General features: G+C 68.9%; 28 protein-coding genes and 4 tRNA genes. 20 read left to right on the plus strand and 12 right to left on the minus strand.

The window, feature by feature from the left end:
* Positions 1-5: 5 nt before the first annotated feature.
* The gene (locus tag ACFRFH_RS09410; RefSeq protein ID WP_382459857.1) at positions 6-443 is read right to left on the minus strand and encodes a SufE family protein; all 438 of its coding nucleotides are present in this window, start codon (positions 441-443) and stop codon (positions 6-8) included.
* A 34-nt stretch (positions 444-477) separates the two neighbouring features.
* Complete coding sequence (locus tag ACFRFH_RS09415; RefSeq protein WP_382462758.1) at positions 478-1,377, minus strand: sulfurtransferase; 900 nt, start codon at positions 1,375-1,377, stop codon at positions 478-480.
* Positions 1,378-1,504: 127 nt separating this feature from the next.
* Between ACFRFH_RS09415 and zapE the strand changes: the two genes are divergently transcribed.
* The 5 genes from zapE to ACFRFH_RS09440 all read left to right on the plus strand — a co-directional run bounded on the left by zapE (position 1,505) and on the right by ACFRFH_RS09440 (position 7,213).
* Positions 1,505-2,560, plus strand: a complete 1,056-nt coding sequence (gene zapE / locus ACFRFH_RS09420; RefSeq protein ID WP_382462759.1) for a cell division protein ZapE — start codon at positions 1,505-1,507, stop codon at positions 2,558-2,560.
* A 205-nt stretch (positions 2,561-2,765) separates the two neighbouring features.
* The gene (locus ACFRFH_RS09425; RefSeq protein WP_382462760.1) at positions 2,766-4,049 is read left to right on the plus strand and encodes an ammonium transporter; all 1,284 of its coding nucleotides are present in this window, start codon (positions 2,766-2,768) and stop codon (positions 4,047-4,049) included.
* A 111-nt stretch (positions 4,050-4,160) separates the two neighbouring features.
* Positions 4,161-5,378 (plus strand): ammonium transporter, encoded by a 1,218-nt coding sequence (locus ACFRFH_RS09430; RefSeq protein ID WP_382462761.1) that lies wholly within the window; start codon positions 4,161-4,163, stop codon positions 5,376-5,378.
* Positions 5,320-5,853, plus strand: coding sequence for a type II toxin-antitoxin system PemK/MazF family toxin (locus ACFRFH_RS09435; protein ID WP_382462762.1), 534 nt, complete (start codon positions 5,320-5,322; stop codon positions 5,851-5,853). The genes ACFRFH_RS09430 and ACFRFH_RS09435 overlap by 59 nt, the downstream gene beginning before the upstream one ends.
* Positions 5,854-5,920: 67 nt before the next feature.
* Positions 5,921-7,213, plus strand: a complete 1,293-nt coding sequence (locus tag ACFRFH_RS09440) for an O-acetylhomoserine aminocarboxypropyltransferase/cysteine synthase family protein (protein WP_382462763.1) — start codon at positions 5,921-5,923, stop codon at positions 7,211-7,213.
* Between the two features lie 73 nt (positions 7,214-7,286).
* On the opposite strand, the gene ACFRFH_RS09445 is transcribed toward ACFRFH_RS09440, so the two are convergent.
* Positions 7,287-8,468: a MalY/PatB family protein gene (locus tag ACFRFH_RS09445; RefSeq protein ID WP_382462764.1), complete on the minus strand. Its 1,182-nt coding sequence runs from the start codon at positions 8,466-8,468 to the stop codon at positions 7,287-7,289.
* A gap of 89 nt (positions 8,469-8,557) precedes the next feature.
* Here ACFRFH_RS09445 and ACFRFH_RS09450 point away from each other — a divergent pair, with 89 nt between their 5' ends.
* Positions 8,558-8,872: a thioredoxin family protein gene (locus tag ACFRFH_RS09450; RefSeq protein WP_382462765.1), complete on the plus strand. Its 315-nt coding sequence runs from the start codon at positions 8,558-8,560 to the stop codon at positions 8,870-8,872.
* Positions 8,873-8,936: 64 nt separating this feature from the next.
* On the opposite strand, the gene ACFRFH_RS09455 is transcribed toward ACFRFH_RS09450, so the two are convergent.
* On the minus strand, positions 8,937-10,400 hold the full coding sequence (locus tag ACFRFH_RS09455; protein WP_382462766.1) for an arabinofuranosidase catalytic domain-containing protein: 1,464 nt from the start codon (positions 10,398-10,400) through the stop codon (positions 8,937-8,939).
* A 224-nt stretch (positions 10,401-10,624) separates the two neighbouring features.
* Between ACFRFH_RS09455 and ACFRFH_RS09460 the strand changes: the two genes are divergently transcribed.
* The 7 genes from ACFRFH_RS09460 (at position 10,625) to ACFRFH_RS09490 (ending at position 18,508) form a co-directional block, all read left to right on the plus strand.
* Positions 10,625-11,833 (plus strand): ROK family protein, encoded by a 1,209-nt coding sequence (locus tag ACFRFH_RS09460; RefSeq protein WP_382462767.1) that lies wholly within the window; start codon positions 10,625-10,627, stop codon positions 11,831-11,833.
* Positions 11,834-11,896: 63 nt separating this feature from the next.
* A complete protein-coding gene (locus tag ACFRFH_RS09465) occupies positions 11,897-12,709 on the plus strand; it encodes an ABC transporter permease (protein ID WP_382462768.1) in 813 nt (270 codons plus the stop codon).
* Positions 12,706-13,500, plus strand: coding sequence for an ABC transporter ATP-binding protein (locus ACFRFH_RS09470; protein WP_382462769.1), 795 nt, complete (start codon positions 12,706-12,708; stop codon positions 13,498-13,500). Before ACFRFH_RS09465 ends, ACFRFH_RS09470 begins: the two co-directional genes overlap by 4 nt.
* A gap of 65 nt (positions 13,501-13,565) precedes the next feature.
* Positions 13,566-14,597, plus strand: a complete 1,032-nt coding sequence (locus tag ACFRFH_RS09475) for an aliphatic sulfonate ABC transporter substrate-binding protein (RefSeq protein ID WP_382462770.1) — start codon at positions 13,566-13,568, stop codon at positions 14,595-14,597.
* Positions 14,594-16,114, plus strand: coding sequence for a sulfatase-like hydrolase/transferase (locus ACFRFH_RS09480; protein WP_382462771.1), 1,521 nt, complete (start codon positions 14,594-14,596; stop codon positions 16,112-16,114). Before ACFRFH_RS09475 ends, ACFRFH_RS09480 begins: the two co-directional genes overlap by 4 nt.
* On the plus strand, positions 16,111-17,529 hold the full coding sequence (locus ACFRFH_RS09485; protein ID WP_382462772.1) for a sulfatase: 1,419 nt from the start codon (positions 16,111-16,113) through the stop codon (positions 17,527-17,529). The genes ACFRFH_RS09480 and ACFRFH_RS09485 overlap by 4 nt, the downstream gene beginning before the upstream one ends.
* A gap of 64 nt (positions 17,530-17,593) precedes the next feature.
* A complete protein-coding gene (locus tag ACFRFH_RS09490) occupies positions 17,594-18,508 on the plus strand; it encodes a hypothetical protein (RefSeq protein ID WP_382462773.1) in 915 nt (304 codons plus the stop codon).
* Between the two features lie 16 nt (positions 18,509-18,524).
* Here the strand turns inward: ACFRFH_RS09490 and ACFRFH_RS09495 are convergent, their stop codons facing one another.
* Positions 18,525-19,142, minus strand: a complete 618-nt coding sequence (locus ACFRFH_RS09495) for a hypothetical protein (RefSeq protein WP_382462774.1) — start codon at positions 19,140-19,142, stop codon at positions 18,525-18,527.
* 101 nt (positions 19,143-19,243) lie between these two features.
* Here ACFRFH_RS09495 and ACFRFH_RS09500 point away from each other — a divergent pair, with 101 nt between their 5' ends.
* Both ACFRFH_RS09500 and ACFRFH_RS09505 read left to right on the plus strand, forming a co-directional pair.
* Positions 19,244-20,266: an alpha/beta hydrolase fold domain-containing protein gene (locus tag ACFRFH_RS09500; RefSeq protein WP_382462775.1), complete on the plus strand. Its 1,023-nt coding sequence runs from the start codon at positions 19,244-19,246 to the stop codon at positions 20,264-20,266.
* A 52-nt stretch (positions 20,267-20,318) separates the two neighbouring features.
* Positions 20,319-20,477 carry a hypothetical protein gene (locus tag ACFRFH_RS09505; protein WP_382462776.1) on the plus strand — a complete coding sequence of 53 codons (159 nt, stop codon included), beginning with the start codon at positions 20,319-20,321 and terminating at the stop codon, positions 20,475-20,477.
* Positions 20,478-20,527: 50 nt separating this feature from the next.
* Here the strand turns inward: ACFRFH_RS09505 and ACFRFH_RS09510 are convergent.
* Positions 20,528-20,603, minus strand: a tRNA-Val gene (locus ACFRFH_RS09510).
* A gap of 188 nt (positions 20,604-20,791) precedes the next feature.
* Between ACFRFH_RS09510 and ACFRFH_RS09515 the strand changes: the two genes are divergently transcribed.
* The 5 genes from ACFRFH_RS09515 (at position 20,792) to ACFRFH_RS09535 (ending at position 21,927) form a co-directional block, all read left to right on the plus strand.
* Positions 20,792-20,864 (plus strand) — tRNA-Gly (locus ACFRFH_RS09515).
* A gap of 70 nt (positions 20,865-20,934) precedes the next feature.
* Positions 20,935-21,005: transfer RNA gene (locus ACFRFH_RS09520), tRNA-Cys, on the plus strand.
* 22 nt (positions 21,006-21,027) lie between these two features.
* Positions 21,028-21,102, plus strand: a tRNA-Val gene (locus ACFRFH_RS09525).
* Between the two features lie 166 nt (positions 21,103-21,268).
* Positions 21,269-21,754: a hypothetical protein gene (locus ACFRFH_RS09530; RefSeq protein ID WP_382462777.1), complete on the plus strand. Its 486-nt coding sequence runs from the start codon at positions 21,269-21,271 to the stop codon at positions 21,752-21,754.
* Complete coding sequence (locus tag ACFRFH_RS09535; RefSeq protein WP_382462778.1) at positions 21,754-21,927, plus strand: DUF4236 domain-containing protein; 174 nt, start codon at positions 21,754-21,756, stop codon at positions 21,925-21,927. Before ACFRFH_RS09530 ends, ACFRFH_RS09535 begins: the two co-directional genes overlap by 1 nt.
* Positions 21,928-22,319: 392 nt before the next feature.
* Here the strand turns inward: ACFRFH_RS09535 and ACFRFH_RS09540 are convergent, their stop codons facing one another.
* From ACFRFH_RS09540 to ACFRFH_RS09565, 6 genes are all read right to left on the minus strand, one after another.
* Positions 22,320-23,786: a phage major capsid protein gene (locus ACFRFH_RS09540; RefSeq protein ID WP_382462779.1), complete on the minus strand. Its 1,467-nt coding sequence runs from the start codon at positions 23,784-23,786 to the stop codon at positions 22,320-22,322.
* A 225-nt stretch (positions 23,787-24,011) separates the two neighbouring features.
* Positions 24,012-24,320, minus strand: coding sequence for a hypothetical protein (locus tag ACFRFH_RS09545; RefSeq protein ID WP_382462780.1), 309 nt, complete (start codon positions 24,318-24,320; stop codon positions 24,012-24,014).
* A 129-nt stretch (positions 24,321-24,449) separates the two neighbouring features.
* Complete coding sequence (locus ACFRFH_RS09550; protein WP_382462781.1) at positions 24,450-24,860, minus strand: hypothetical protein; 411 nt, start codon at positions 24,858-24,860, stop codon at positions 24,450-24,452.
* Between the two features lie 11 nt (positions 24,861-24,871).
* On the minus strand, positions 24,872-25,375 hold the full coding sequence (locus ACFRFH_RS09555) for a hypothetical protein (protein WP_382462782.1): 504 nt from the start codon (positions 25,373-25,375) through the stop codon (positions 24,872-24,874).
* A gap of 202 nt (positions 25,376-25,577) precedes the next feature.
* The gene (locus tag ACFRFH_RS09560) at positions 25,578-26,456 is read right to left on the minus strand and encodes a helix-turn-helix domain-containing protein (protein WP_382462783.1); all 879 of its coding nucleotides are present in this window, start codon (positions 26,454-26,456) and stop codon (positions 25,578-25,580) included.
* Between the two features lie 14 nt (positions 26,457-26,470).
* Positions 26,471-26,683: a helix-turn-helix domain-containing protein gene (locus tag ACFRFH_RS09565; protein WP_382462784.1), complete on the minus strand. Its 213-nt coding sequence runs from the start codon at positions 26,681-26,683 to the stop codon at positions 26,471-26,473.
* Between the last annotated feature and the right edge of the window lie 157 nt (positions 26,684-26,840).

A 26,840-nucleotide genomic window follows, 5' to 3' on the forward strand; every position in this document is an offset into this window, starting at 1 on the left:
CTGGGCTACGCCGCCGCGACCTTCGCCCGCACCTGCCGCTTCGCGCGCCCCAGCAGCGCCGACATCCCGCGCAGGCGCAGCGGCGACACGGCCTGCGTGAGGCCGAGGGTGTTCGGGAAGTCGTCCGGCACCGCGAGCACCTCGTCGGCCGTGAGCCCGGCGAGGCCCTGGACGAGGATCGACGCGAAGCCGCGGGTGGTGGGGGCCTCCTGGGGGGCCGTGGCGAAGAGGTGGACGATGTCGTGCTCGTCCACCTCCACGAAGATGTAGACCGGCGCCTGGCACTCCTCGACCCGCTCGAGCAGGTCGGGGTGGTCGCGGTAGCGCTCCGGGAGGTCGGGCAGCTCGTCGGAGAACTCCAGCAGCAGCTGGAGGCGGTCGTTCTGCTCCAGCGCCTGGAAGTCGTCGCGGATCTCGGCGAGCGTGCCGGTGAGGGCGGTCATGCTTAAAGGCTACCTTCGTGCGGGCTCAGCAGGATCAGTGCGCCGGGACCTCGCCCGGCTCCGTCCCCGTCACGATGGGGACGCGCACGGCCGAGCCCCACTCCGTCCACGAGCCGTCGTAGTTGCGGACGTTCTCGAAGCCGAGCAGGTGGGTCAGCACGAACCAGGTGTGGCTGGAGCGCTCGCCGATGCGGCAGTACGCCACCACCTCGTCGCCGGGCTTCAGGCCGGCGTCGCCCAGGTAGATGGCCTCCAGATCGGCGCGGCGCTTGAAGGTCGCGTCCGGGGCGGCGGCGCGCGCCCACGGCACGGAGGCGGCAGACGGGATGTGGCCCGCGCGCAGCGCGCCCTCGGTGGGGTAGCCGGGGATCTCGGTGCGCTCGCCGCTGTACTCCTCGGGCGAGCGGACGTCGATGAGTGGCTTGCCCAGGTGGGCGAGCACGTCGTCCTTGAAGGCGCGGATGGTGTGGTCGTCGCGCTCCACCACCGGGTACTCGACGGGGGCGGGCGCCGGCACCTCGCGGGTGAGCTCGCGGCCCTCCGCGATCCACTTGTCGCGGCCGCCGTCGAGGAGGCGGACGTCCTCGTGGCCGAACAGCGTGAACACCCACAGCGCGTAGGCGGCCCACCAGTTGTTCTTGTCGCCGTAGATGACGACGGTGGTGTCGCGGGCGATGCCCTTGGCGCCGAGCAGCTCCGCGAACCGCTCCGGGCTGACGTAGTCGCGGACCACGGGGTCGTTGAGGTCGGTATGCCAGTCGATCTTGACCGAGCCGGGGATGTGGCCGGTCTCGTAGAGCAGCACGTCCTCGTCGGACTCCACCACGACCAGGCCGGGCTCGCCGAGGCGCTCGGCCAGCCAGCCGGTGCCCACCAGCCGTTCCGGGTGCGCGTAGCCGGCGAAGTCGGTCGAGGGGTCGGGGGCGATGGCCATGCTGCTGATCCTCCGGGTTAAGCTGGGAGCCTGCGAAATCGCGGGCCAGGAGTCCAGGCTACGCGGCCCGCAGCGGGTGACGAACGTCCCGTCAACACTTCTTCACACTAAAGGTGCGCATCCACACATGACGATCGAGACGACCGGAGCCCTGCCCCGCCTCGCGGACCGCTCGCCGGCGATCACCGGCGCCGAGATCGCGACGAGCCTGGTGCCGCCGTCGCAGTTCGAGCACGCCACCTTCGACTCGTACCGCCCCGACCACGACTACCCGTCGCAGTCGGAGGCCGTCGCCACGTTGAAGCTGTTCGCCAAGTCGTGGGAGCCGCAGCGCCCGGCCGGCCTGTTCAGCCGCAGCCGCCGCAAGGTGGAGGCCATGAAGCCTGGCGTGTACCTGGATGGCGGCTTCGGCGTCGGCAAGACCCACCTCCTCGCCGCGCTCTGGCACGAGGCGCCGGGTCCCAAGTATTTCGGCACGTTCATCGAGTACACCGCCCTGGTCGGCGCGCTCGGCTATGCGGGGGCCGTCGACCTCCTGCGCGGCTCCACCCTGATCTGCATCGACGAGTTCGAGCTGGACGACCCGGGCGACACCATGATGATGACGCGCATGCTGGGCGAGCTGGTCGCCTCCGGCACCCGCATCGCCGCCACGAGCAACACGCCCCCGAACGCGCTCGGCGAGGGCCGGTTCGCCGCGAGCGACTTCCTGCGCGAGATCCAGTCGCTCTCCGCCAACTTCCAGACCCTGCGCATCGACGGCCTCGACTACCGGCGCCGCGACACCTCCGGTGCAGCGGTCAGCGTCGACGCCGCGCAGTACGACCGGATGCTGGCGGCGCTCAGCGCGCGCGGCGAGACGGCCACCAGCGACACCTTCGACGCCCTCATCTCGCACCTCGCCACCGTGCACCCGTCGCGCTACATCAAGATGCTCGACGGCGTCGACGTCATCGGCCTCTCCGACGTCCATGTCCTCCACGACCAGATGGCGGCCCTCCGGCTGGTCGCGTTCATCGACCGCGTGTACGACGCCGAGATCCCGGTCGTGCAGACCGGCACCCCGCTCAGCGAGGTGTTCGACGACGAGATGCTCGGCGGCGGCTACCGCAAGAAGTACCTTCGCTCCGTCTCCCGCATGATCGCTCTGACGGCGGGCGAGCTGCCCCCGCACGACGAGTAGGGCCCCCTCTCTGTCCGCCCCGGATATTCGCACGGCGGCGAAACAGACTGTTTACACAATGCGGGGATGCGTAACACCCGCGAAACACGAGTAGCCCGCGTCCGAAACCTCCTGCGATCAGACTGGCTCCACCCCGAAGCGCCCGGCTCGGCTCCGATGAGTCAGAACCCCCCCCAGGGCGTCGCACAGAGAGGTAGAGACTCGCATGGTGTTGCACACAGCAGCGGACTACGCACCGACAGGGACCGTCAACGCCCTGTGGTTGCTCGTCGCCGCAGCCCTCGTCCTGTTGATGACCCCCGGCGTCGCATTCTTCTACGGCGGCATGGTCCGCGCGAAGAGCGTCGTCTCCATGATGATGATGAGCTTCGGCGCGATGGCCATCGTCGGCGTCCTCTGGGTCGTCTACGGCTACGGTCTCGCGTTCGGCACGCCGCTCATCCCGCACATCCTCGGCACGCCGGACTGGTTCCTGTCCAGCCTGATGGGCAAGGACGGGATGACGCCCGACCTGTACCATCTCGCGTTCGCCGGATTCCAGGCCACCTTCGCGATCATCACGGTCGCGCTGATCTCCGGAGCCATCGCGGACCGGGCGAAGTTCGGCGCCTGGATGGTCTTCGCCGGCATCTGGGTGACGGTCGTCTACTTCCCGGTCGCGTACTGGGTGTTCAACCTGCAGGACGGCTGGATCTCCACGATCCTGCATGTTAACGACTTCGCCGGTGGCACCGCGGTCCACATCAACGCCGGTGCGGCGGGCCTGGCGCTCGCCCTGGTGCTCGGCAAGCGCGTCGGCTTCCAGAAGGGCATGAGCAAGCCGCACAACGTGCCGCTGACGCTCCTCGGCGCTGCGCTGCTGTGGTTCGGCTGGTTCGGCTTCAACGCCGGCTCGGAGGGTGGAGTCGACGGCGTCGCCGCGATCGCCTGGATCAACACGCTCGCCGCCCCGGCCGCCGCGACCATCGGCTGGCTGATCGTCGAGAAGATCAAGGACGGCAAGCCGACCTCCATCGGTGCGGCGTCGGGTGCGGTCGCCGGCCTGGTCGCGATCACCCCGGCCTGTAACATCCTCACCCCGGGCTGGGGCATGCTGCTCGGCCTCGTCGCCGGCGCTGTCTGCGCGATCGCCATCGACCTGAAGTTCAAGCTCGGCTTCGACGACTCGCTCGACGTGGTCGGCATCCACCTGGTCGGCGGCATCATCGGAACGCTCTGGATCGGTGTCTTCGGCTTCACCCACGTCTACAACAGCAAGGGCGAGCCGACGAGCGCCTTCTCGAGCCTGCTGTACGGCGGCAGCTTCCAGCAGCTCGGAGCGCAGGCGCTGGGCGCCTTCAGCGTCCTGATCTACTCCTTCGTCCTGGCCTACGCGATCGGCTGGGTCATCCAGAAGACGATGGGCTTCCGGATCAAGAACGAGGACGAGCTGGCCGGCGTCGACACCGTCGTGCACGGCGAGGAGGGATACTCGCTCGAGCCGGTGTGACCGACCCACACCATCGAGCATCCGCGAACGGGGTGCCGCCTGCGGGCGGCGCCCCGTTCCGCGTGGCGGCGGCCGCTAATGTAATGCTTGCATTGAGGCGGAAGGAGCGGGATGGCCGCCACGAGCGAGCAGGTCGACACCCTGCTGCTGTTCGTCTCCGGGGCACTGACGCTGCTCGTCCCGTTCGGCCTCGCGTTCTTCGTCGGCGGGCTCGGTGGGAGCGCGACGACCTCCCGGGCCCTGAAGTTCGCCCTGACCGGCACGGCGGCGACCATCCTGCTCGGGGTGGCCGGCGGCTACGGGATGCTGGCGGGGCGGCCGCTGCTGGCGCATGTGCTCGGCGCTCCGTCGTTCGACCTCGCCGGCGGCTTCGGGGCGGCGTCGCACCGGCCCGACCTGTACGCCCTGGCCAGGGCAGGGGCGATCCTCGCGGCGGCCGCGGTGTCGGTCTCGATCGTGGGCGTCGCCGTCGCGTCGCGGGTCACGCTGCGCGCCTGGCTGGTCTTCACGGTGCTCTGGTCGGTGCTGGTGCTGTACCCGGCGGGCTACGCCGTGTTCGCGCTGGACGACGGCTGGGCGTCCGGCGTGCTGGGCGTGATCGACTTCGGGGGAGCGCTGCCCATCGGCGTCGCGGCGGGCGCAGCGGCTGCCGGGGTCATCCTGGCGTGCGGGCGCGGCGAGCACCGGCCTCCGGAGCGGCGCAGCTTCCCGGCCATCGCCATCGGCGGGACACTGCTCTGGGTCGGCTGGCTCGGACTGGTCGTCGGCTCGGAGCGATCGGTGGACTCCTACCTCAGCCTGATCGCGATCAACGCGTTCATCGCCTCCGCCGGGGGCTGCCTGGCCTGGATGGTCGTGGACCGGGTGCTGCTGCGGCGGCCCACCACGGTGAGCGCGCTCTGCGGCGCCTTCTCCGGGCTCGTGGCGATCACACCGGCGGCCGGCGTGCTGACCGTCGGCTGGTCGCTGCTGCTCGGCGCCATCGCCGCGGTGGCGTGCGCGACAATGGTCGACCTGGCCGCCCGCGCGCGATTCGGCGCATCGATGGCGCTGATCGTCATCGTGACGGTCGCGAGCATGGTCGGCCTGCTCTACCTCGGGCTGTTCGCCAGGGGCGGCGGGATGGTGGACAGCGGCAACTTCGACCTGTTCACCGCCCAGGCGATCGCGGGGTTCTCCGTGCTGATCGGGTCGTTCCTGGTCTCACTGCTGCTAGCGCTCGCGCTGCGCTTCACGCTGGGGCTCACCCGGGTCCGCTATCGTGCCACGAGTGAGCCGACTCCTCGACGCGATCGCACGACTGTTCCGGCCGGCGGCGCGGAAGACTGAACGACCGGCCTCCCGGTTCGCCCCCGCCCGCCCCGGACGCGTCGCCGGGCTCGAGCCGGGGCGCGGGGGCGTCGACGCGACGATCCAGGTCGACCCGCGCCGGCTGAAAGGCCTGCGCACCTCCTACAACCCGAAGACCGACGGCGAGCCCGACCCGGGCGAGATCGTCTGGACCTGGGTGCCGTACGAGGAGAACGACGGCCGCGGCAAGGACCGCCCGGTGCTTGTGGTGGCGGCGGAGCCCTCCGGCAGCCTGATCGCGGTCGCGCTGACCAGCCAGGCGCATCCCGGGCGTCCCGAGTACCTGGCGATCGGCGCGGGCGACTGGGACGGCAAGGGCCGGCCGAGCTTCGTCAAGCTCGACCGGGTGTTCCGCGTGCACCGCACCGGGATGCGCCGGGAGGCCGCCGCACTCGACGCGCGCCGGTTCGCAACCGTCCGCAGCGCGCTGCGGGCGCTGTACGGCTGGAGCTGAGCGGCGACCGTGACGAACGGTGAAGGGGAACTGCACGGCTCCCGGCCTTCGTCACTACAGTGTCGGCATGCCTGACGACTGTTCGCGCCCGCTCGACTTCGAGACCCGGCAGATCCACGCCGGAGCGGTGGTCGACGCCGAGACCCGCGCCCGGGTCACCCCGATCTACCAAACCGCCGGCTACGTCTTCGACGACTTCGACGACGGTGAGGAACGCTTCGCCGGCCGCAGCCGCTACCGCGCCTACTCCCGCAACGACAACCCGACCAACGCGGTGGCCGGGCGGCGCATCGCCGACCTGGAGGGCGGCGTCGACGGGATCGTGGTCTCCAGCGGGCAGGCCGCCATCGCCGCGGCGATCAACGCGCTCGCCGAGGCGGGCGACCACATCCTCGCCACCCGGTCGCTGTACGAGGGGACGCGGGAGATGTTCCGCGGCATCCTGAAGCGGCAGGGGATCGCGTTCGAGTACGTGGACGACGACGCGTCCGACGCCCAGTGGGCGGCGCGGTTCCGGCCGAACACGAAGGCCGTCTACACCGAGACGCTGCCGAACCCGCTCAACCAGGTGGTCGACATCGAGCGGCTGGCCGGGATCGCGCACGCGGCCGGCGTCCCGCTGGTCGTCGACAACACCGTGCCGACCCCGTACCTCTGGCGCCCCATCGAGGACGGCGCCGACATCGTCGTGCACTCGACCTCCAAGTGGCTGTCCGGTCACGGATCGGTGATCGGTGGCGCGGTGGTCGACGGCGGCCGGTTCGACTGGGCGGCGCACGCCGACCGCTTCCCGCAGCTCACCGAGCCGCCGCGGCCGGGGGTAGCCTCCTTCGTGGAGCGGTTCGGCGCCGGGGCGTACCTGGCCTACCTGCGCACGGTGATCGTGCTGGAGTACGGGCCGACGGTGCCGCCGATGAGTACGTTCCTGCTCCTGCACGGCGTCGAGACGCTGTCGGTGCGGATGGACCGGCACGTCGCCAACGCACAGGAGGTGGCGGAGTTCCTGGCCGGCCGGCCGGAGGTGGCGCGGGTGCACTACCCGGGGCTCGCCGGGGACCCGTTCCACGACCTCGCGGGCAGGTACATGCCGCACGGCGCCGGCTCCATCGTCTCGATCGACCTCGCGGGAGGGAGGGAGGCCGCTCAACGGTTCCTCGACGCGCTGCAGCTGATCAGCCCGATGACGCACATCGGCGACGTGCGCACGCTGGCCATCCACCTGGGCAGCACCATCCACGCCAAGCTCACCGAGGAGGAGCGGCTGGAGGCCGGCATCACGCCCGGCCTGGTGCGCCTGTCCATCGGCCTCGAGAGCCCCCGCGACATCATCGCCGACCTGCGCCGCGCCCTCGAGGCGTAGCGCCCGCGACATTCGTGCCGAATCGCGCGAATGCGCCGCCGTTTCGCGACATTCGTGGCGAATCGTGAGGGGGTTACGCGGGGAGGGGCGCCAGCGCCGGGCGCGCCGCGGCGACGGTCGCGGCGATGCGGCGGACCGCCTCCACGACGGTGCTCGGGTCGCAGGCCAGGTTGATCCGGGCGAAGCCGCGTCCCTGCTCGCCGAACGCGAGCCCGGAGTTGAGCGCGACCCGGCCGACGTCGATCAGAGTGCGGGCCGGGTCGTCGCCGAGCCCGGTCTCCCGGAAGTCCAGCCAGGCCAGGTAGCCGGCGTCGGGCCGGACCACCCGCACCGCGGGCGCGTGCACGGCGAGCTCGGCCTCCAGCAGCCGGAGGTTCGTCACGAGCTGGTCGAGCAGGCCGTCGCGCCAGCGCAGGCAGGACAGCGCCGCGACGTTGGCGTGCAGGCCGAGGATGCTGGTGCGTGCGGCGAGCTCCTCCGGGAGCCGGGTGAGCAGGTCGGCGGTGGCCGGCTCGGCGGCCACGATGACCGCGCACTTGAGCCCGGCGAGGTTCCACGCCTTGCTGGCGGAGGTCACCGTGACGGCGCGGGCGCTTGCGGCCCTGGCGACAGGGGCGAACGGCGTGAAGCGGGCGCCGGGGTGGGCGAGCGGGGCGTGCACCTCGTCGCTGACGACGAACACCCCGTAGCGGGCGGCGAGGCGGGCGAGCGCCTCCAGGCTGCGCCGGCTGTGACATCGGCCGGTCGGGTTCTGCGGGTTGCAGAGCAGCATGGCGTCGGCTCCCGCGGCGAAGGCGGCCTCCAGGCCGTCGAGGTCGAGCGTCCAGCCGGCGTCCTCGCGCAGCGGGACGGTGATCGCGACCGCGTCGGCCTCCTCGATCATCTCGAAGAACGGCGGGTAGACGGGAGGCGTCAGGACGACGCGCCCACCGGCCTCCGGCAGCACCAGCCGCAGCGTCTCGACCACGCCCACCGTCACGTCGGTGGCCAGGTGCACCCACTCGGGGTCGACGCCCCACGACCACGAGCTCCAGGCGAAGTCCGCGAAGGCGGGCGCCAGTGGACCGGCCGAGTCGAGGTAGCCGGTGTCCGAGTTGCGGAGCGTCTCGGCGACGCGGTCGAGGATGGCCGGCTCGACGTCGAAGTCCATCTCGGCGACGAACACCGGCAGGACGTCCGCGGGATAGCGGCGCCACTTGATGCTCGACCGGGACGCGAAGAGCTGCTCCAGGGGCCGGGCCGGTGCGAAGCTCATCGCCCAAGGATGCGGCACCGCGGCGCCGAGCGCATCCGGCCGCGTCACGGAACGTAAGGTAAGGACGGAAGACCATCGATCGGAGGGCCGTGCGCGTCGAGGTGCTGCACATCCAGGACTGCCCGAGCTGGCGCGAAGCCGGCGCACGGCTGGAGCTCGCGCTCGCCGAGGCCGGGATCGACGCGACGGTGGAGTACCGGCTGCTGGAGGCCCCGGCCGACATCGCCGGGACGGTGTTCGCCGGCTCGCCGACGATCGTGGTCGACGGCGCCGACCTGTTCCCGGCGGCGGAGCCCATCCGGGAGCTGGCCTGCCGCGTGTACCCGACACCGGCCGGGCTGCGGGGGATGCCGGACACCGCGCAGTTGGTGACGGCGCTGCGCGGCCTCGCGGCCACGGGCTAGGCCGGGAGGTCCCCGGAGGCGCCCGCCGCCCCCGGAGACCCGCTTCCTCAGCAGCCCCCGCGACTCAGTGGATCGGGAACTGCTGCGCGGGAAGCCCGTTGCAGCTGTAGATCTGCAACTGCGTCCCCGGTGTGACGCTCCCGCCCGGGTCGTCCAGGCAGAGCCCGGACTGCGGGTTCAGGAGCGAGCCGTTCGACTGCGGCACCCAGACCTGACCGCCGGCGGAGTCGCAGGTCCAGAGCTGGACCTTCGTGCCCTTCACCGTGCTGTTCCCCATGATGTCGAGGCAGGCGCCGACCGTCGTGAGCGTGTCGTCCGGGTTGAGCACCCACTTCTGGTCCAGCGCCGAAGAGTCGCAAGTGTTGAGCTGCGCCTGCTCACCGTTGGCCCCGGTGTCGTTGCCGGAGGGGTCGACGCACAGGCCGCCCTTGCCGACGAGCTGCACGCCGCCGCGGCTGTAGCCCACGTAGTTCGTCGCGACGATGTTCGCCTGGACGGCGGCATCGGTCGCGTCCGGCGCGTAGCCGGCGGTCATCGCGCCCTCGAAGAAGGAGCCGGTGCCGCGGTTGCTGTTGTCCCCTCCGGTACCCAGCACGATGGAGCCCTCCAGGTGCATCGGCGCGTAGCCTCCCGCCGGCAGCGGTCCGTCGTACCAGGTCGTCAGAGCGCCGGACTGCGAGTCGCCGCCCTTGAGCGCGAAGCTCGTGGTGCCGTTGTTCTTCAGCACGGCCGTGACGAAGTCGCTGCTGTTGCCGTGATTGGAGTTGTCGGTGAGCGTGGCGCCCTTGTAGAGGCCGTTCTCCAGGTCGGCCGCGATCCAGGGGCCGTTGCCGTAGCTGCCCGTGGCGTTGCGCACCGAGATATTGAGGGCGTCCATGTGCCCGGCGCCGGTGTCGGCCTCCTGCACCTCGGCGTTGCCGAAGTCGGAGCAGCACTTGTCGTTGGTGTTCGTCCCGCTGCCGACCAGATACATGGACTCCGGCTGCGATCCGGTCGCGACGCCCGCTCCGCTGGTGTGCCGGTAGCCGACGCCCGGCTGCATGAGGATGCCGTACGCCTCGTGACCGTTGACGGTGACCGGGAGCTGGTCGGCGATGGCGCCGACGTCCTGGCCGCCCTGCAGGCCGGGTCCCTCGATGGTGAGGTCGTTGTGGCGCGGCGACTGGTCGTAGACGACGGTGATCGTGCAGGTGGTCCCGGCGCAGAACGTGTCCTGCGCCGCGGCGTTCGCGTAGCCTCCCGCGCTCAGCACCCCGATGTCGAGGGTGTGGCCGTCGGAGGCCCGGGTCACCCGGTACAGGCTGCCGCCGTAGCCGGCGTAGAGCGCGCGCACCGAGCTGTACGCGGCGACGCACGGCGTGGAGGCCGAGCCGTACAGGTCGCAGGGGAGCGACGTGGTGGCGGCCGCGCTCTGCGGTACGGCGACGAGGGCGAGCCCGACGAGCGCGAGAGAGCCGAGGGCCGCCGACCACCCCCGCGCCCTGCCGGTTCGCGGCCGCCGGCCGATGAGTTTCCCGAGATGGTGCATGGTGCCCCTTTCGCTGGCGCGACTCTGCGCCGTGAGAGCGCCGAGGCTCGGCGCTGTACGGATGCTAGGACCGCGGAATTCTTCCGGAAACCGGGCGGCCGAATGGATATCTCCGGACCCTTCGTCGCCGGATTCCCGCGGGGGAGCGGGCGTCAAGGATGTTGTGAAAATTCATTTATGCCGTTGCGTTGACGGAATAATTCACGCTCCATACAGTTGCGATCGTGCACAAGCCCAACGACGTGCCGCAGCTGATCCGGCGCACCCACGAAGAGCGGATACTCGCGACCCTCCGCGAGATCGGCCCGCTGACCCGTGCGGAGCTGGAGAAGCGCGTCGGGCTCTCCCGCACCACGCTCTCGGACATCACCGCTGTGCTGCTGCGCCGCGGCGTCCTCGTCGAGCGCCAGACGCACGACGACAAGCGCGGCCGGGGACGGCCGGCGTCCAAGCTGGCGCTCGACCCTGCGTCCGGGCAATTCCTCGGCGTCGACCTCGGTCACCGGCGTGTGCACGTCGCCGTCGTCAACGCCTCCAACGAGATCATCGTCTCGGGAGAACGCGCCTACGACCCGGACACCTCCTGGTCCGAGCGGATCGACGCCACCTTCGCGCTCATCGAGGAGCTCGCCAGGGACGAGGAGGTGGGGCTCCAGGCGCTGGAGGGCATCGGCATCGGCGTCCCGGGGCCGCTCAGCACCGCCTTCCGCGGCGAGCAGCGCACGCCGCCGCGCTGGCGGGGGCAGGGCAGGGATGAACTGCTCGACCTGATCCGCGGCCGGTTCGCCGGGAGGTTCTCCGCTCCGCTCACCCTCGACAACAACACCCGGCTGGCCGGACTCGGCGAGGCGGTCTGGGGCCGGGCCGACGACGCCGACAGTCTCCTGTACGCGCGGCTCGGCGACGGCGTGGGCGGCGGCCTCGTGGTCTCCGGCCGGCTGGTCTCCGGCGCGTCCGGCTCGGCCGGGGAGGTCGGCCATGTGACCGTCGAGCCGGACGGCCTCCCGTGCTGGTGCGGCAAGACCGGCTGCCTGGAGACGGTCGCGTCCGTGCCCGCGATCCAGGACCGGCTGACGGCGGTCCGCGCCGCGGACGACGCGGACGGGTCGGTCGCGGCCGCGGTCGTGCGCGCGGCCGGGGAGGCGACCGGGCGGGCGCTCGCCGCGGCCTCGGTGGTCGTCGACCCGCGGGACATCGTGATCGCGGGAGACGTGCTCCGGTTCCCCGGCTTCCTCGACGCGGCCCGCGAGGCGTTCGCGCACGAGACCCTCCTGGTCGGAGGCGGCGCCCGGCTGCGGGTCTCCACCCTCCGCGACGAGGCCGGCGCGCTCGGCGCGATCGCCGCGGCCTTCCACCGCTCCTCACTGCTGGTCGGCTACGCGAGCCTCGCCGGCCTCCCCGAACCCGCCGACGCCGCGCGCCGGCAGGCCTAGACCCCGACCCACCCAGCACCCCGACCCACCCAGCACCCCGAACCACCCCGACAAGGAGAACCGATGACGACCCTCGCGACCGAGAGCCTGCCCGTGGAGGACGGCGCAGCGCCGCCCGCACGCCCCGGCCGGCGCCGGCGGGTGCCCTCCTGGGTGTTCACCACCGTCTCGATCGTGGCGGGCATCGGCGCCTTCTGGGTGCTGTCGTTCTTCACGATCCTGCCCAGCCCGCCCGCGGTCGTCGCCAAGACGATCGACCTGGCGTCGAACGGCATCCTGTTCACCGACATCGGGGCGAGCCTCGCCCGGGTGCTGGTCGGCTTCCTGCTCGGGACGCTGCTGGCCGTCCCGGTCGGCTTCCTGATGGGCTGGTACACCACCGCGCGCGGCCTGCTGCACCCGTGGGTGCAGTTCGTGCGCATGATCCCGCCGCTGGCGATCCTGCCGCTCTCGATCGTCGTGCTCGGCACGGGCGAGGTCGCGCGGGTGTTCGTCATCTTCCTGGCGTCGTTCCTCGCCGCGATCGTGGCGACCTACCAGGGCGTCGTCAGCGTCGACCGCACGCTGGTGAACGCCGCGCGGGTGCTCGGCGCGAAGGACGGCACGATCTTCGCCCGCGTCATCGTCCCGGCCTCCTCGCCCTTCATCTTCGTCGGCATGCGCGTCGGCCTCGGCTCGTCGTGGGCGACCCTCGTCGCCTCCGAGCTGATCGCGGCCCAGCAGGGCCTCGGCTTCCGCATGCAGCAGGCGCAGCTCTACTTCGATCTGCCGACGATTTTCGTATCCATCATCTTCATCGGCCTGCTCGGTCTGCTCATGGACCGCCTGCTGATGGCCATCGAACGGAGAGTGACCTCGTGGCAGGAACGCCGATGACCCCCAAGATCAGCGTCACGGACCTCCGGAAGGTCTTCCCGCTCGGCAGCGGCGAGTTCACCGCCCTCGGCGGGGTGGACCTGGATGTCGCCGACGGTGAGTTCGTCACCTTGGTCGGGCCGTCCGGCTGCGGCAAGTCCACGCTGATGAACATCGTCGCCGGGCTCGAGACGCCGACCTCCGGCACCGTTGTGGTCGACGGGGAGCCGGTCGACGGGCCCGGCCCGGAGCGCGGCGTGATCTTCCAGCAGTACGCGCTGTTCCCGTGGCTGACGGTTCGCAAGAACGTCGAGTTCGGCCTCCGCGTCTCGGGAGTGCCTGCCGCGGAGCGCCGCGAGCGCGCGCAGCACTACATCGACCTGGTCGGGCTGACCACGCACGCGGACCAGCTCCCCAAGGCACTCTCCGGCGGCATGAAACAGCGCACCGCCCTCGCCCGCGCCTACGCGGTCGACCCGCAACTGCTGCTGATGGACGAGCCGTTCGGCGCCCTCGACGCGCTGACCCGGGTCACCCTCCAGGACCGGCTGCTGCGCACCTGGCAGGAGGAGCGGCGCACCGTCCTCTTCGTCACGCACGACGTCGAGGAGGCCGTGTACCTGGCCTCCCGCGTGGTCGTCATGGCCGCACGGCCCGGCCGGATCTTCGAGGTCATCGACGTCGACCTCCCGCCGAACCGGACCGAGGAGACCCGGCTCTCGCCCGAGTTCGCGGAGATCAAGAACCGCGTCTGGCGGGCCGTGTACCACCAGCCGGCCCTCGACACGGCGAGCGTCGGCGCGCAGCGCTGACCTCGCCTCTGAACCGCACCACAACACGTCCCAGCTCCACCCGACTCACAGAAAGCAGCATCGCCATGCCAAAAATCCCCGCACGCCTGGGCATCGCCGCCCTCGCCGCCGGAGCACTCGTCCTGTCCCTGGCCGCCTGCAGCACCGGTTCGGCCACGGCCGGCTCGGGCTCCAGCGCGACCTCGTGCTCGACCACGCAGAACGTCAACTTCGGCTACATCGGCGACTTCAACGGCACCAGCCTCCTCGCCATCGCCAAGGCCAAGAACCTGTGGGCGGCGCACTGCCTGAACGTGAACCCGCAGGTCTTCACCAACGGCCCGCTGCAGATCACGGCCATGGCCTCCGGCAGCCTCGACTTCGGCTACATCGGCCCTGGCGCGCTCTGGCTGCCCGCCTCCGGCAAGGCCAAGATCGTCGCGATCGACACCTTCACCAACGCGGACCGCATCGTCGCGCTCCCCGGCAAGGGCATCAAGTCGATCAAGGACCTCAAGGGCAAGAAGGTCGCCTACCCCAAGGGCACCTCGGGCGAGATGATCCTGCGCCTGGGCCTCCAGAAGGCGGGCATGAGCATGAGCGACATCGACGCGACCCCGCTCGACTACTCGACGCTGACCTCCGCGCTCTCCGCCGGCCAGTTCGACGCGGCCGGCTTCGGCTACCCGCAGCTCACCACGGTGAAGAAGCAGCAGCCGGGCATCATCGAGCTCGCCAAGGACTCCGACTTCTCCAGCTCCATGCGCTTCGTCACCGCGTTCGTCGCCCGGGAGAACCTGCCGACGCAGAACCCGAAGATGGTGTCGGCCGTGCTCGCGGTGCTCAAGGAGGCCAACGACTACCGGCTCGCGCACCGCACCGAGGCCATCAACCTCGTATCGCAGATGACCAATGTCCCGGTCGACCAGGTGACCACCGACGCGAGCTTCGACCAGCTCGTCTCGTCGGCGTCGCTGGAGGCCTCCACCAAGTCCGGTGACGTGAACAAGTGGCTCGACACCTTCGGGAAGTACTTCACCACGGTCGGCACGCTCCAGCAGCCGGGCAGCGCGAAGGACTACTACACCTCCGACCTCTATGCCAAGGCGGGACATTGACCTCCACCGCTCCACAGCACGACGGCCGGAGGAACATCCTGTTCCTGCTGACCGACCAGCACCGGGTCGACACGCTCGGCTGCTACGGCAACACCCGGATCAGCACCCCGGCCCTGGACCGCCTGGCGGCCACGGGCACGCGGTTCGACCGGTGGTACACCCCGACGGCGATCTGCACCCCGGCGCGCGCGAGCCTGCTGACCGGTCAGGCGCCGTTCCGGCACCGCCTGCTCGCCAACTACGAGCGGAACGTCGGCTACCTGGAGGACCTGCGCGAGGGTCAGTTCACCTTCGCGCAGGCCCTCCAGGAGCAGGGCTACCGCACCGGGCTGGTCGGCAAGTGGCACGTCGGCACGAACAAGACCGCGGCCGACTACGGCTTCGAGGGCCCGACGCTGCCCGGCTGGCACAACCCGGTCGACAGCCCGGACTACCTCGCCTACCTCGCCACGAACGGCTACCCGCCGTACGCGATCGACGACCGCATCCGCGGCGTGCTGCCGAACGGGAGCCCGGGCAACCTGCTCGCCGCCAGGCTCCACCAGCCGGAGGAGGCCACGTTCGAGTACTACCTGGCCGAGAAGGCGATCGCGATGCTGCGCGACTTCGCCGCGGGCAAGCGAACCGAAGGGACGCCGTTCTTCCTGGGGCTGCACTACTTCGGGCCGCACCTGCCGTACCTGCTGCCGGACGAGTTCTTCGACATGTACGACCCGGCGCAGATCGAGCTGCCCGCGTCCGTGCAGGAGGACTTCCTCGGCAAGCCGCCGGTGCAGCGCAACTACAGCAAGCACTGGACCTTCGACACCATCCCGATCGAGACCAGCCGCAAGCTGATCGCGGTCTACTGGGGCTACGTGACGCTCATCGACCGGCAGCTCGGCCGCGTGCTCGACGTGCTCGACGAGCTGGGGCTGGCGGACGACACCGCGGTGTTCTTCTCCAGCGACCACGGTGAGTTCACCGGCGCGCACCGCCTCCACGACAAGGGGCCGGCGATGTACGAGGACATCTACCGCACCGCCGGCATCATCCGGGTGCCGGGGATGCCGCCGGGGCAGGTCAGCGACGAGTTCGTGACGCTCACCGACGCGACCGCGACCATCCTCGCGCTCGCCGGAGCCGACACCCGCCCGGCGCTGGACTCCCGCAACCTGCTGCCGCTGGTCGGCGGGGAGGAGGTCGACTGGCAGCAGGACGTGCTGTGCGAGTTCCACGGCCACCACTTCCCGTACCCGCAGCGGATGCTGCGCGACCGGCGCTACAAGCTGGTCGTCAACCCGGAGTCCGTCAACGAGCTGTACGACCTGGAGACCGACCCGGACGAGCTGCACAACCGCTACGAGCACCCCGAGTTCGAGGAGATCCGCGCCCGGATGCTGCACCGGCTCTACACGGCGCTGGTCGAGCGCGGCGACAACTTCTACCACTGGATGACGTCGATGTATGACGTGGGGGGAGTCCGTTACGATCCGAGCATGAGCGGGCTTGACGAGAGCAGTTACCCGGTCCGATGAGCGAGCGCCGGCCGAACGTGGTGATGATCCTCACCGACGACCACGCCTCCCACGCGATCGGGGCGTACGGGTCGGTGGTGAACGCAACGCCGCGCATCGACGAGATCGCGCGGCGCGGCGCGCTCTTCCAGAACTGCTTCGTCACGAACTCGCTGTGCTCGCCGAGCCGGGCGAGCATCCTGACCGGCACGTACAGCCACGTCAACGGCGTGACCACGCTGGAGACGCCGATCGACGCCTCCCAGCCGACGTTCGTGTCGCAGCTGAAGGCCGCGGGCTACCGTACCGCCATCGTCGGCAAGTGGCACATGGGGCACGGGCCCGGCCACGATCCCGAAGGCTTCGACTACTGGGACGTGCTGGTGGGATCGGAGGGGCAGGGGGAGTACTGGGACCCGCTGTTCCTGTCGGCGGCGGGGGAGCGGACCGTGCCGGGGTATGCGACGGACATCATCACCGACCTGGCGCTCTCGTGGCTGGATTCGCTGGAGGGCGACGACCCGTGGTGCGTGCTGATCTACCACAAGGCGCCGCACCGGCCGTGGGAGCCGCGGGAGGGGTCGCGGCCCCGGACCGAGGCGGTACCGCTGCCCGCGACCTTCGACGACGACTACGCCACCCGGTCGGCGTCCGCGCGGAGGGCCGCCATGCGGATCGCCGAGCACCTCGCCCTGGAGGACCTGAAGGCGTCGCCGCCCGACGGTCTCGGCTACGAGGACGCCGCGGTCTGGAAGTACCAGCGCTTCATGGAGGATTACCTCGACTGCGTGCAGGCCGTGGACGAGAACGTCGGCCGCGTCATCGACTGGCTCGACGAGCGCGGCCGGTTCGACGACACCCTGCTGATGTACGCCTCCGACCAGGGCTTCTTCCTCGGCGACCACGGCTGGTTCGACAAGCGCCTGATGTACGAGGAGTCGCTGCGGATGCCCCTGGTGCTCAGCCTCCCGTCGCGGGTGAAGGCCGGGACCGTGCACGACGGGATCGTGACGAACGTCGACTGGGCGCAGACCATCCTCGACGCCGCGGGGGTGGAGCCCGCTTCGCGGATGCAAGGACGGAGCTTCTGGGGCGACGTGGTGTCGTCCCCGTCGTCGCCGCCCGCGGACGGGATGTATTACCGCTACTGGGAGCACGACGACAGCTCCCACCGCGCGCCCGCGCACTACGGCTACCGCACGCGCACGCACAAGCTCATCTACTTCTACAACGACGGCCTCGGACTGGCGGGGACCGGACACTTCACGTACCCGCCGGAGTGGGAGCTGTACGACCTGGAGCGCGACCCGGAGGAGGTGCGCAACGTGTATTGGGAACCGGAGTACGCCGAGGTGCGGGCCGAGCTGACGGCGGCGATGCTGCGCGAGCAGGAGCGGGTGGGGGATCTGCCGCATCCGAGCCAGGGGGCGGAATAGCGCGGCGACGAATACCGTACTGGCACGGATTCTGCGCCCGCGGCCCGTCGCTAGCGTTCGAGCCATGACGGAAATGACCGGCGCCCTCCCACCCGACACCGACCGCTTCGCCTGGGTGCGCAAGCTCCTGCCGCGGATCGTGGTCGGCGCGCTGATCGCCGCGGCACTGGTCGGCGTCTATGCGGTGATCATCGGGACTTGGGACGAGACCTGCTGGCGGCTGATCGGCACGATCGCGCTGTTGGTGTTCTTCTCGCTGGTGTCCTGGTACGACGCGGACGTGTCCGCCCGCCGCGCGTCGTGGTTCGGTGCGGTGTCGGTGATCCTGTCGGCATTCCTGCTGCTGGACGGCCTGGTGAAGATCTGGGCGCCGGCGCTCGACGGCAGCTCCTCCCCGGACGACGGGACCGGCACGTCCTCCTGGGGCTTCTTCGGCTGGATCGCGCTCGTCGTCGTCGTGCGGCTCGGCCTCCTGCACATCCACCTGGTGCTGAACACCCAGCGCCGCTTCACCGGGCCGATCATGTCCAAGGTGACCGTGTGCACCCTGGTGCTGGTCGGTGCGCTCACCCTGGGGCTCGCGGCGCCGCTGGTGTTCGACCACACGACGTTCACGGACACGTACTGGCGGCTCGTGGCGACCATCGCGATCCTGGACGCGCTGGGGACGATCCTGATCCCGCTGACGTACACGCTGTTCGGGCCGAAGGAGTCGCGACCTGCGAGGGCGGTGCCTCCCGCCGTCGGGCCCGTTGGGTATGCGCCACCTGCTGCTGCGCCGGTCGCTGCTCCGGCGACCACCACCACTTACGCTCCGCCCGCGGCTCCTGCCGCCGCAGCCGTGCCGTCGTCTCCGTACCCGAACGTGCTGACGCCGGTCGGTGGATACCGCCTGGAGTGGCCGCGCTACGTCAACGGGACGCCGCTCCCGGCCCGGCCGGACGGCTCCCCGGACTTCACCGGCGTCGTCGGATACTGAGTCGGCGGCGCCTGCTCTACGCGAACACGAAGTAGAACGTCAGATGCAGCGCCAGGATGAGATGAATCGACCTGAGCCACACGCGCAGCGACGCCATCGTGAAGCCGAGGGCCAGAATGGCAAGACTCGGGAGCACGTTGGTCGGTGCGAAGCGTTCGGGGATGAACAGCGCGTGTCCGAGCCAGAACATGACCGCACTGACGACGATCACACCCCAGGCAGGCAGGCGCTCGCCGAGGTAGCTTTGCAGCAGTCCGAAGGTGAGATAGTCCTGCCAGAACACCGAGACGGTCATCCAGAGCATGTAGAGGACGACCGGCAGCATGAGGCTGTAATGAAACGGGAGAGCGACGGACGTGATCAGCGGTAGCGCGTAGAGGTAGACGGTCCCGGAACGAGCGAAGAGGACGCGGTTGTAGCGACGGTGCGTGAGGACAAGGATGACCGCCAGCACAAGCGCCAGCATCGTCTCGATGAGGACGGAGACGGCCAGGTCGTCCGTGAACAGCTGACCGACGCCGTTGCCCAGACCTGGTGTCAGGTACCAGCCTCCAAGCCAGAGGAACGCAGCCAGGATGACGACCCACCACGGACGTGAACTGAAACGTGTAACAGACATTTCGGATTCGAGCATGGCGTCATTCTTTCACGGGCGCTTCATCCGCAGCCGAGGTTGACGATGCGGTCTACCGCAGCTCACCCGCCGGGCGGTACCCTTCGGCGGAAAGGCCTATCGTGTTCCGCACTGCCGCGTATGCTGCCGTGCTGACGGCAGCGGTGATCGTCCTGACCGGGTGCACCCCGGACAGCACGCCACCCGCGGCTACGAACACCCCCACCGGCGCGTCGACTGTTCTGCTGGAGTACGCACCCAGCGATCCCAGGACCGGCGAGGGTCACCTTCTGCACCTCTACCTGCCTGCCCGGAAAGCGCAGAAGCGCGTCCCGCTGATCGTGTGGACCGGCGGCAACGGCTGGCTCCGCGACGACGGCGGCGATGTCGGTGAGAGTGCCGCGCAGCTCTTCGGCCCCGAAGGCTACGCGGTCGCCGGTGTGAACATTCGCAGCAGCGCCCAGGCGACCTTCCCCGCGCAGCTGACCGACATCCAGGCGGCCATCCACTACCTCCGCATCAACGCGCACAGGTACGGCCTCGACCCGAACCGGTTCGGGGTGGCGGGTGACTCCTCCGGGGGCTGGGCGGCGCTCATGGCGGCGCTCGCCGAAACGGAGGGCGGCGCCGCCGGCAGCCCGCGCGAGAACCCCGTCCGCGCGGTGGCCGCGTTCTACCCGCCCACCGACTTCGCGACCCTGGACAGGGACCTCCCCAGCAACTGCGTCGGACCGCCGAAGTCGAACATCAGCTCCTGCCAGGCCGACGCCTCCTCGCCTGCATCGCGGCTCCTCGGCTGCGCACTGCCCACCTGTCCGGCCGCTCTCGTCCAGTCCGCCTCCCCGGTCACCCTCGTCGACAGGCAGGACCCGCCGATGCTCCTGCTGCACGGACAGCAGGACGACACCGTCGGATGGCGGCAGAGCCAACGGATGTTCGACGCCGCCCGCGCCGCCGGCGCCCGAGCTCAGCTCATCCTTCTCCCGCACGGCAACCACGGACCACCCGGGGACTTCCTCTTCAGCGCCGCCACGACCACCGGCGCACTCTCGACGGTGACCCGCGGCGGCACCGTGACTGCGCCCGCTCCGATCACGCTCGGACCGGACGTCCTGGTCGACTTCTTCACCGAGGCGATGCGATGAGAGCCCGAACGGTCGGTGCCTCCCGCTCCTGCCGTGAACCGAAGGGAGGCAGATGATGGCGGCTTCCCGACGCAAGCCCCTGCTGTGCCGGCTCAACATCCACCACCACTGGCATCTCGAGAGCACCCCCGACGGGGACCGCTACATGCGCTGCAGCAAATGCGGCAAGGACCGGGACGAAGACCTCGACATCCCCGTGGACTTCTTCTAGCCAGTTGTCGGCCAATGATGCGAAAACCCCCGCCTGAGCGGGGGTGTCTGTGGTGGGCGATACCAGACTCGAACTGATGACCTCTTCCGTGTGAAGGAAGCGCGCTACCAACTGCGCCAATCGCCCGTGCGTTCGCGGCCGCGGATTCCGGCTGCGAGACTCGATACTAGCCGACCGCGGCACCGGATTGCACATCGGCCCCGTGCGCCGGGTGTTGCGTCGCGCGACACACCCGGACGGCGAGTCCGGTTTGGTCATCGGTGCGGGGATCGGCTAAAGTCATTCAAGTGCCGCGGGAAACCGGGGTGCGAAATGCGGATGTAGCGCAGTTGGTAGCGCATCACCTTGCCAAGGTGAGGGTCGCGAGTTCGAGTCTCGTCATCCGCTCGAGTCGGCCTGGTTTTCCTCGGAATCCAGGCCTCTCGAATACGGTACGGTTCTTCCGTGTTGTGGCTTCGGTGGATTGGCCGAGAGGCGAGGCAGCGGCCTGCAAAGCCGTATACACGGGTTCGAATCCCGTATCCACCTCGAACCTGAGCATTCAGGCTCTGGGCGATTGGCGCAGCGGTAGCGCGCTTCCCTGACACGGAAGAGGTCACTGGTTCGATCCCAGTATCGCCCACCACAAAACCCCCGGATTTCCGGGGGTTTTTGCGTTGCCGGAGGGCTTGGGCAATATCTGGGCAATATCACCCCCTCTCATTCGCGGGCACAGCAGCCCCCGGGTGAGGGATATCGGGTTGGACGCATTCGCCGCTACGTTGGCCGTAAACCGACGAGAGGGAAAATCCATGGCAGACGCGTGGGAACAGGCGAAGCAACTGAGCCGCCGCATTTCGGATACCAGCGCTCAGTCAACCTGGGACCGCGAACAACATGGAATGGGTGAAATACCGCCCTGGCAGCGTCGGGTCATTTCGATGCTCATTGCCCTCGCCGCCGGAAGTGAGATTCGCTTCCTCGACGCGTCAGTCGAAGCGGAGCAAGCAAGCCCAACGTTCGTGGCACTCACCGACGAGAGGTTGATCTGGGTTCAAGCCAGCCGCGACTCGAATCCGGCAGCGTTCGAAGCGATCACGATTGCGCTTTCGGAACTTCGGGTACTGCGTCTCTTGTCCGTGGAGGACGTGCATGCTGGTACCACCGACTTCCCCATGCGACTCGAGGTCACGCTGGAATTTGAGGGGCGAGAGGTTGTGCTGCCAGTGAGTAAGAGTCCGAGCCAGACCGTTTACAAAGAGCTGGCGAGCGTCTATCCCGCGCTCTTGCCCCGCTGATGGGTCTCTACTTCCGTAAGCGCGTCCGCGCCGGCAAGCGCACGACAGTGAACCTCTCGGGGCACGGAGCGTCTGTCTCGGAGCGTGTCGGGCGGGTCACGTTCAACTCCCGCGGCCGCGTATCCGTGCGGATCATGCCGGGGCTGTCGTTGAGGCTCGGCGGGCGTCGCTAGATCATCTCCGCGGCGCCGCGGAAATGATTTAGGGGGTGGCCTAAGTCGCGCTTAGGTCATGTCCTCGGGGTATTTTCGCGGCGCCGCGAAATCATGGGTGATCCATCTTCGGGACGTCCCGCAAATGGTCCGCGATGCCGAGAAGGGGTGTCTGTCAGATCGACACCCCTGGTGTGATGGGCTCATGGTGGGACCAGAGAGTGAGAGCCCGCCCCGTGTGCTCTCGGGGCGGGCTCTGTGTTGCGCAGCGCGGCGTGTGCGGAGCCCCCTACGAGCTCCTGATCCGCGCTTCCGTCCGCCTGAGCCAGAAAGGAGAAGGGCCCGAGCGGTGCGGTTGACGCAAGTCTCTAGGTGCCAGGGGGTGCAGATCTTGCACACCCCCTGGCTGTTGGTTAGAAGGTCGGGGTGACCAGGCCGGTGCCGCTGATGATGGACAGCGAAGCCGGGTACCGGTTGGCGATCATGGCCGCGTAGCCGCTGACGCGGAACAGGATCGACATCTGGTTGGCGTACGGGGCGTCGAACGCTTCGAACGCCGGCGCGGTCTCCCACAGGAACGAGTCCTCGAAACGGCCGACCAGGGCGACGTCCTGGTTGGTGCCGGCGCCGAGGTTGGTCGGGACGTTCGCGTCGACGTAGACGGGCAGGCCGAACAGCGACCCAGCGGCCCCCTGAGCGACGGGAGCGCCCGAAGCCGAGCCGGGGGTGTTGAACCCTGCGTAGTCGCCGCTGGGGGTGACGAGCGGGCGGCCCTGGTTGTCGTTCGCGTTCAGCACCCAGGCCCAGCGGCGCGGGTGCATGATGATCCCGGACGGCGGCAGGAACCGGTTCGTGTTGACGGCGAGGACGGCCTGGTTGATCTGTGCGAGGAACTGGCCGGCGCCGCCCACGGTCGGGGTTGCCTGGGTGTACGTGATCGCGTTGACGCCCGCGACGCCGATGAGGCCCTGGAGCTGACCGGACGCGCCGGAGCCGTTGAGCACCTGCAGGTCGAGCTGCTTCGCGTACTCGGCCATGAGGTCCTGACCGATGACCTTGTCGAAGGCGATGCCCGACTGCTGGATCAGCTGCAGCGCGACGACCTGCTGACCGGCCAGGGTGGTGATGCCGGACGACACCGAGTTGGTGGTGAGGTCGGTGGAGCTGACCGCGGTGTTCTGGGTGGCCTGCACGCCCACCGACTCGCCCGAGGCGACCTTCGGCAGGTTGATCGAGGACACACCCGAGGGCAGTTCGTCCTTGGTCAGCCGGTCCGCGCTGATGCGACCCGGACGAGCCAGGCCCACCCACTCGTCGACGAGCCATGCAGGCGGTGCGAACTGGCCGCCGGCGCCCGCCTGCGTCGACAGGGCACGCGTCTCCGTCTCGTAGGCCGCCTGGTGCCGGCTGAGGCGCTCAGCGGCGGCCCAGTCGCCGCCCGAACGAGCGTTGCGGAGGTCCATGAAGAACGACAGCTCAGGACGATCGGGGCGGTACACCTCCTCGGAGCGAACGATTCGCGCCGGTCCGAAGGCTGCGCGCACCTGGCGGGCGCGCTCATCCCGCTGCGCCTGCTGCTGCAGCTCGTCCTGGCGCTCCTCGAGCGTTCCGAGGTCGGTTTCGAGCTCCTCGACCTTGCTCTGGAGCGCCCGGGTGCGGACCTGGTGGGCGTTGCCCGCCTTGCGGGCTTCCGCCTCGGTCATCTCGCCGCTGTAGAACGCAGCCCGCCCCTCACGGAGCTCCTTGGAGACGGCGCGGTGCTCGTCCTGGACAGCGGTGATGCGATCGCCGATGAACCCGAGGAGACTGCCCTTGCCGCCGGGCTGGTTGCTGCTTCGGACCTCGCGTGGAGCGTCAGCCCGATTGATTTCGATTGTCATTGCCGGAACCACCTGTTCCCCCGAGCCCCTACAGCCCGGGAATCGTGAACGATTTCCCGAACTGCAGGTGGTGGCCCTGGTGGTGCCGCCTGACGAATCAGTCGGCCCCGGCGAAGTTTTCAATCACAGACACGATCTGTGACGCTCCGGCGTGCAATCCTTGGTCACATTTTAAACCGATCGGGCCGACATTTGGTGTGGTCAACCCGTCGTGTCCGATATCTGTCACGTATGACGTGCGGCCTCGATCTCGGCGAACTCCAGCGCCTTCGCCTTCGCGGCCTCGACCAGACCGGCCGGCACGACATCGTCGTCGATCGACTGGGCGATCGCGGAGGCGATCACGCCTTCGATGGTGACTGCATCCGAGCCGTCCGGGCACATGCCGTAGTAGAGATCCGGCCAGAACAATCCTCGAGGCTTCGGCGCCTTCGGTGCGGCGGCGAATCGGGCACGACATGACGAATCGCAGAACCGTTTCGACGAACGGGCCGCGTTGAACTGCTTCCCGCAGAATTCACACTGCTTCAACATCGGAATACGCCTCCTTAGCGCTAAGCAATCGGCTGTGAAAGTAGAAAACATAGGTGCGTGGGTGGACGCAGGCTGCCTCAAAAAACCGCGGATCATGCGATTTCGTGCTGTACGTCCACCCGGTGCGCGCTACTCGGTTGGTTCGATGCCGGTGCGGTTGTTTTCGTCTCTGATGAGCTGCTGCCACGTTGCGGCCGCGTCCGCTCGTGTGGGTGCGGTGCGGTAGATGCGGATGAGCGAGAGGCAGGTGAACAGCAGACGGTCATGCTCGTTCTTGTCCAGGGTTGCCACGGTCTGGGCGGTGAGGTCGAGGTCGTCGCTGTCGGTGATGGTTTTGGCGACTGCCCAGAAGGTGGCCCGGTGGGTTGAATCTTGGGCGGGTTCGGGTTGGTTGATCTGCTGGTTGAGGACGAGCAGGTCGAATGCTCGGCGCCCGAATTCTTCCCAGTCGTCGATCGCGTCGAGCTCGGCGGGGACGCGTGGGTCGTCGCCTGCTGCTGCGATGACGAGCTCGAGGATGCTGGTGTTTGTGTGAGGCATGATCTGGTCTCCTAGTAGGCGAAGAGCGCCATCGGGGTGAGCGTGAGTGTGTTGTTCGGGTCGGTCCAGGTGCCGGCGTCGCAGTTGACCGACGCGGTGATGGTGATGGTGCTGACGCCGGGATCGAGCATGAACGTGTCGACGAGCGTGCTGCCGACCTGGACGGCTTGCCCTGCGCTCACGGTCGCGGACTGGTTGGGCGCGGTTTTCGTGTAGCTGCCGCAGGTGACGGCGAGTTTCACGGTGAGCGTTCCGGCGGTAGTGGCTGATGGGTTCGTTGCGAGCCCGGTGGCGAGGATGCTGTACCCGCATTGGGTTGCGAGCGGTGGGACGGCGATCGTGGCGATGAGCGACGTCGGTGCGGGTGTGATTGTCGGGTGTAGCGGGTTCACGAACGTGAGGCCCCATTTCACCTTTCCGAGCGGCGCCGCGGACAGCTCCCCGAGTCGTTCGTTGATGCGCTTGAGCTGGCCGGCGAGGCTGGCGTTGAATCCGGTCGGGTCGTCTACCGCCATGTGCGGTCCCTTCGTGTGCGGCGCGGTGTGCGTCCTGGGGTGATGCCGAGCGCGAGGTTGCGCTGCACGGCTCGTTGGTGGCGCTCTGCGGCTTCCTGCTCACGTAGGTCGTCGTTCGCTCTGTCACAGTCCGTACAGCGTGGCTGGAACGCTTCCCCAACGTGCCGGTCGCACCGGGCGCCGAGATCCATATCGGTCATCATCAGAAATTGGCTCCTTCGGGTATGCCAGCGGTCAGTTCGAGCGCGTCACGTTCGCAGCGCCCGCATGGTGCAAGCGGGGTGTCCGGATAGCCGGGGTGAATGACGCACTCAGGCGGCATTTCGTCCTGACGTGGCGGTCTGCCGTAGCCGGGATCGATCGCGAGGTCTCGACCCATCTGCTGCGTGACGCGCGCGCGATCGTCGTTCGCGGGCGTCTGCGGGATCTCGTCGTCTTCCCACCTACGGCCGCGAAGCCAGCCAGCGGGGAGCTTGAGATATTCGCGCTCTTTTCCGAGCGTGAGCAGCGCATAGCGTTGCGTGCCGGCGAGGATTGTGTCAGCGCTCGCGATTTTCCGCGCTGCTCGGTAGGCCTTGAGCGCGTCGGCCTTGGCTTGCCGTCTCGGATAGACCTTCCAGAACTCTTCAAACTCGTTCTCGAGCGGATCGCGAGAGACTGAGTGATCTTCTGAATGATCTACTGAATGATCTTCCTTACTGTAGGTGTCTCTCTGCGGTGTAGCTCCGGACTGTGTGAGGTGTAGCTCCGAACTGTCAGCTATATAGCTCTCAGCTACGTTGCTCCCAGCTATGTAGCTCTGTGAGGCGTAGCTCACGAGCGCATCGGTCTGGATCGTGATCAAGTCCGTTGCCCGGTATCCAGCGCGCGGCTGCCTGCGAGCGCGTGTGAGGATACCGAGCGCCTCGAGCTTCGCAAGGGCCCGGGTGACTGTCGCGAGCGCTACGCCGGCCGCTGTTGCGATCGTCTGCTGACTTGGGAACAGCTCGCCGGTCTTGTCGTCGGCCTTGAGCGCTACGACGATCAGCACGGCCTTGTGGGGGCCATTGACGACGGTCGCTTTCATGGCGAGGTCGGCCATCTTGAAGCCCACCGTTAGCGGCCCTCGCGGGCCTGACCTTCCGTGTGCTGCAGCGGCCTGCCGAGATTGTTGAGGCTGGCGGTCTCGACCCGGATAAGACGGGGACCTACGCGCTCGGCCTTGATGAGGCCGGCAGAGATATAGCGACGGATCGTCTTCACGTCGACGCGCTTATGTTCAGCGGCTTCGCGGACGGTGATCCAGGCCGGGAGTTCAGAGGGCACCACGATTCACTCCTCAGTAAGAGGTGGGAATCGAGGTGGTGTCTGCGATCCTGGTCGGAATCTGATTCCGACTGCTTCGACCTAGCGAAGCGTTGTCAGCCCGGCGTCGATTGTCTCGGTTGAGACATGCCCAACGATAGGCGCGCGTGTCCACTTAAAT

It is taken from the genome of Leifsonia sp. NPDC056824 (assembly GCF_042789575.1).
In the GTDB taxonomy this organism is placed as follows: domain Bacteria; phylum Actinomycetota; class Actinomycetes; order Actinomycetales; family Microbacteriaceae; genus Leifsonia.

Excerpts from the sequence above, each read along its gene's own strand:
- ACFRFH_RS09495 (WP_382462774.1), bottom strand. The coding sequence starts at position 19,142 with ATGCTCGAATCCGAAATGTCTGTTACACGTTTCAGTTCACGTCCGTGG.
- ACFRFH_RS09490 (WP_382462773.1), top strand. The coding sequence starts at position 17,594 with ATGACGGAAATGACCGGCGCCCTCCCACCCGACACCGACCGCTTCGCC.
- ACFRFH_RS09425 (WP_382462760.1), top strand. The coding sequence starts at position 2,766 with ATGGTGTTGCACACAGCAGCGGACTACGCACCGACAGGGACCGTCAAC.
- ACFRFH_RS09505 (WP_382462776.1), top strand. The coding sequence starts at position 20,319 with ATGATGGCGGCTTCCCGACGCAAGCCCCTGCTGTGCCGGCTCAACATC.
- ACFRFH_RS09415 (WP_382462758.1), bottom strand. The coding sequence starts at position 1,377 with ATGGCCATCGCCCCCGACCCCTCGACCGACTTCGCCGGCTACGCGCAC.
- ACFRFH_RS09535 (WP_382462778.1), top strand. The coding sequence starts at position 21,754 with ATGGGTCTCTACTTCCGTAAGCGCGTCCGCGCCGGCAAGCGCACGACA.
- zapE (WP_382462759.1), top strand. The coding sequence starts at position 1,505 with ATGACGATCGAGACGACCGGAGCCCTGCCCCGCCTCGCGGACCGCTCG.
- ACFRFH_RS09540 (WP_382462779.1), bottom strand. The coding sequence starts at position 23,786 with ATGACAATCGAAATCAATCGGGCTGACGCTCCACGCGAGGTCCGAAGC.
- ACFRFH_RS09560 (WP_382462783.1), bottom strand. The coding sequence starts at position 26,456 with ATGGCCGACCTCGCCATGAAAGCGACCGTCGTCAATGGCCCCCACAAG.
- ACFRFH_RS09470 (WP_382462769.1), top strand. The coding sequence starts at position 12,706 with ATGACCCCCAAGATCAGCGTCACGGACCTCCGGAAGGTCTTCCCGCTC.
- ACFRFH_RS09555 (WP_382462782.1), bottom strand. The coding sequence starts at position 25,375 with ATGGCGGTAGACGACCCGACCGGATTCAACGCCAGCCTCGCCGGCCAG.
- ACFRFH_RS09455 (WP_382462766.1), bottom strand. The coding sequence starts at position 10,400 with ATGCACCATCTCGGGAAACTCATCGGCCGGCGGCCGCGAACCGGCAGG.
- ACFRFH_RS09430 (WP_382462761.1), top strand. The coding sequence starts at position 4,161 with ATGGCCGCCACGAGCGAGCAGGTCGACACCCTGCTGCTGTTCGTCTCC.
- ACFRFH_RS09445 (WP_382462764.1), bottom strand. The coding sequence starts at position 8,468 with ATGAGCTTCGCACCGGCCCGGCCCCTGGAGCAGCTCTTCGCGTCCCGG.
- ACFRFH_RS09440 (WP_382462763.1), top strand. The coding sequence starts at position 5,921 with ATGCCTGACGACTGTTCGCGCCCGCTCGACTTCGAGACCCGGCAGATC.
- ACFRFH_RS09545 (WP_382462780.1), bottom strand. The coding sequence starts at position 24,320 with ATGTTGAAGCAGTGTGAATTCTGCGGGAAGCAGTTCAACGCGGCCCGT.
- ACFRFH_RS09485 (WP_382462772.1), top strand. The coding sequence starts at position 16,111 with ATGAGCGAGCGCCGGCCGAACGTGGTGATGATCCTCACCGACGACCAC.
- ACFRFH_RS09530 (WP_382462777.1), top strand. The coding sequence starts at position 21,269 with ATGGCAGACGCGTGGGAACAGGCGAAGCAACTGAGCCGCCGCATTTCG.
- ACFRFH_RS09475 (WP_382462770.1), top strand. The coding sequence starts at position 13,566 with ATGCCAAAAATCCCCGCACGCCTGGGCATCGCCGCCCTCGCCGCCGGA.
- ACFRFH_RS09410 (WP_382459857.1), bottom strand. The coding sequence starts at position 443 with ATGACCGCCCTCACCGGCACGCTCGCCGAGATCCGCGACGACTTCCAG.
- ACFRFH_RS09550 (WP_382462781.1), bottom strand. The coding sequence starts at position 24,860 with ATGCCTCACACAAACACCAGCATCCTCGAGCTCGTCATCGCAGCAGCA.
- ACFRFH_RS09465 (WP_382462768.1), top strand. The coding sequence starts at position 11,897 with ATGACGACCCTCGCGACCGAGAGCCTGCCCGTGGAGGACGGCGCAGCG.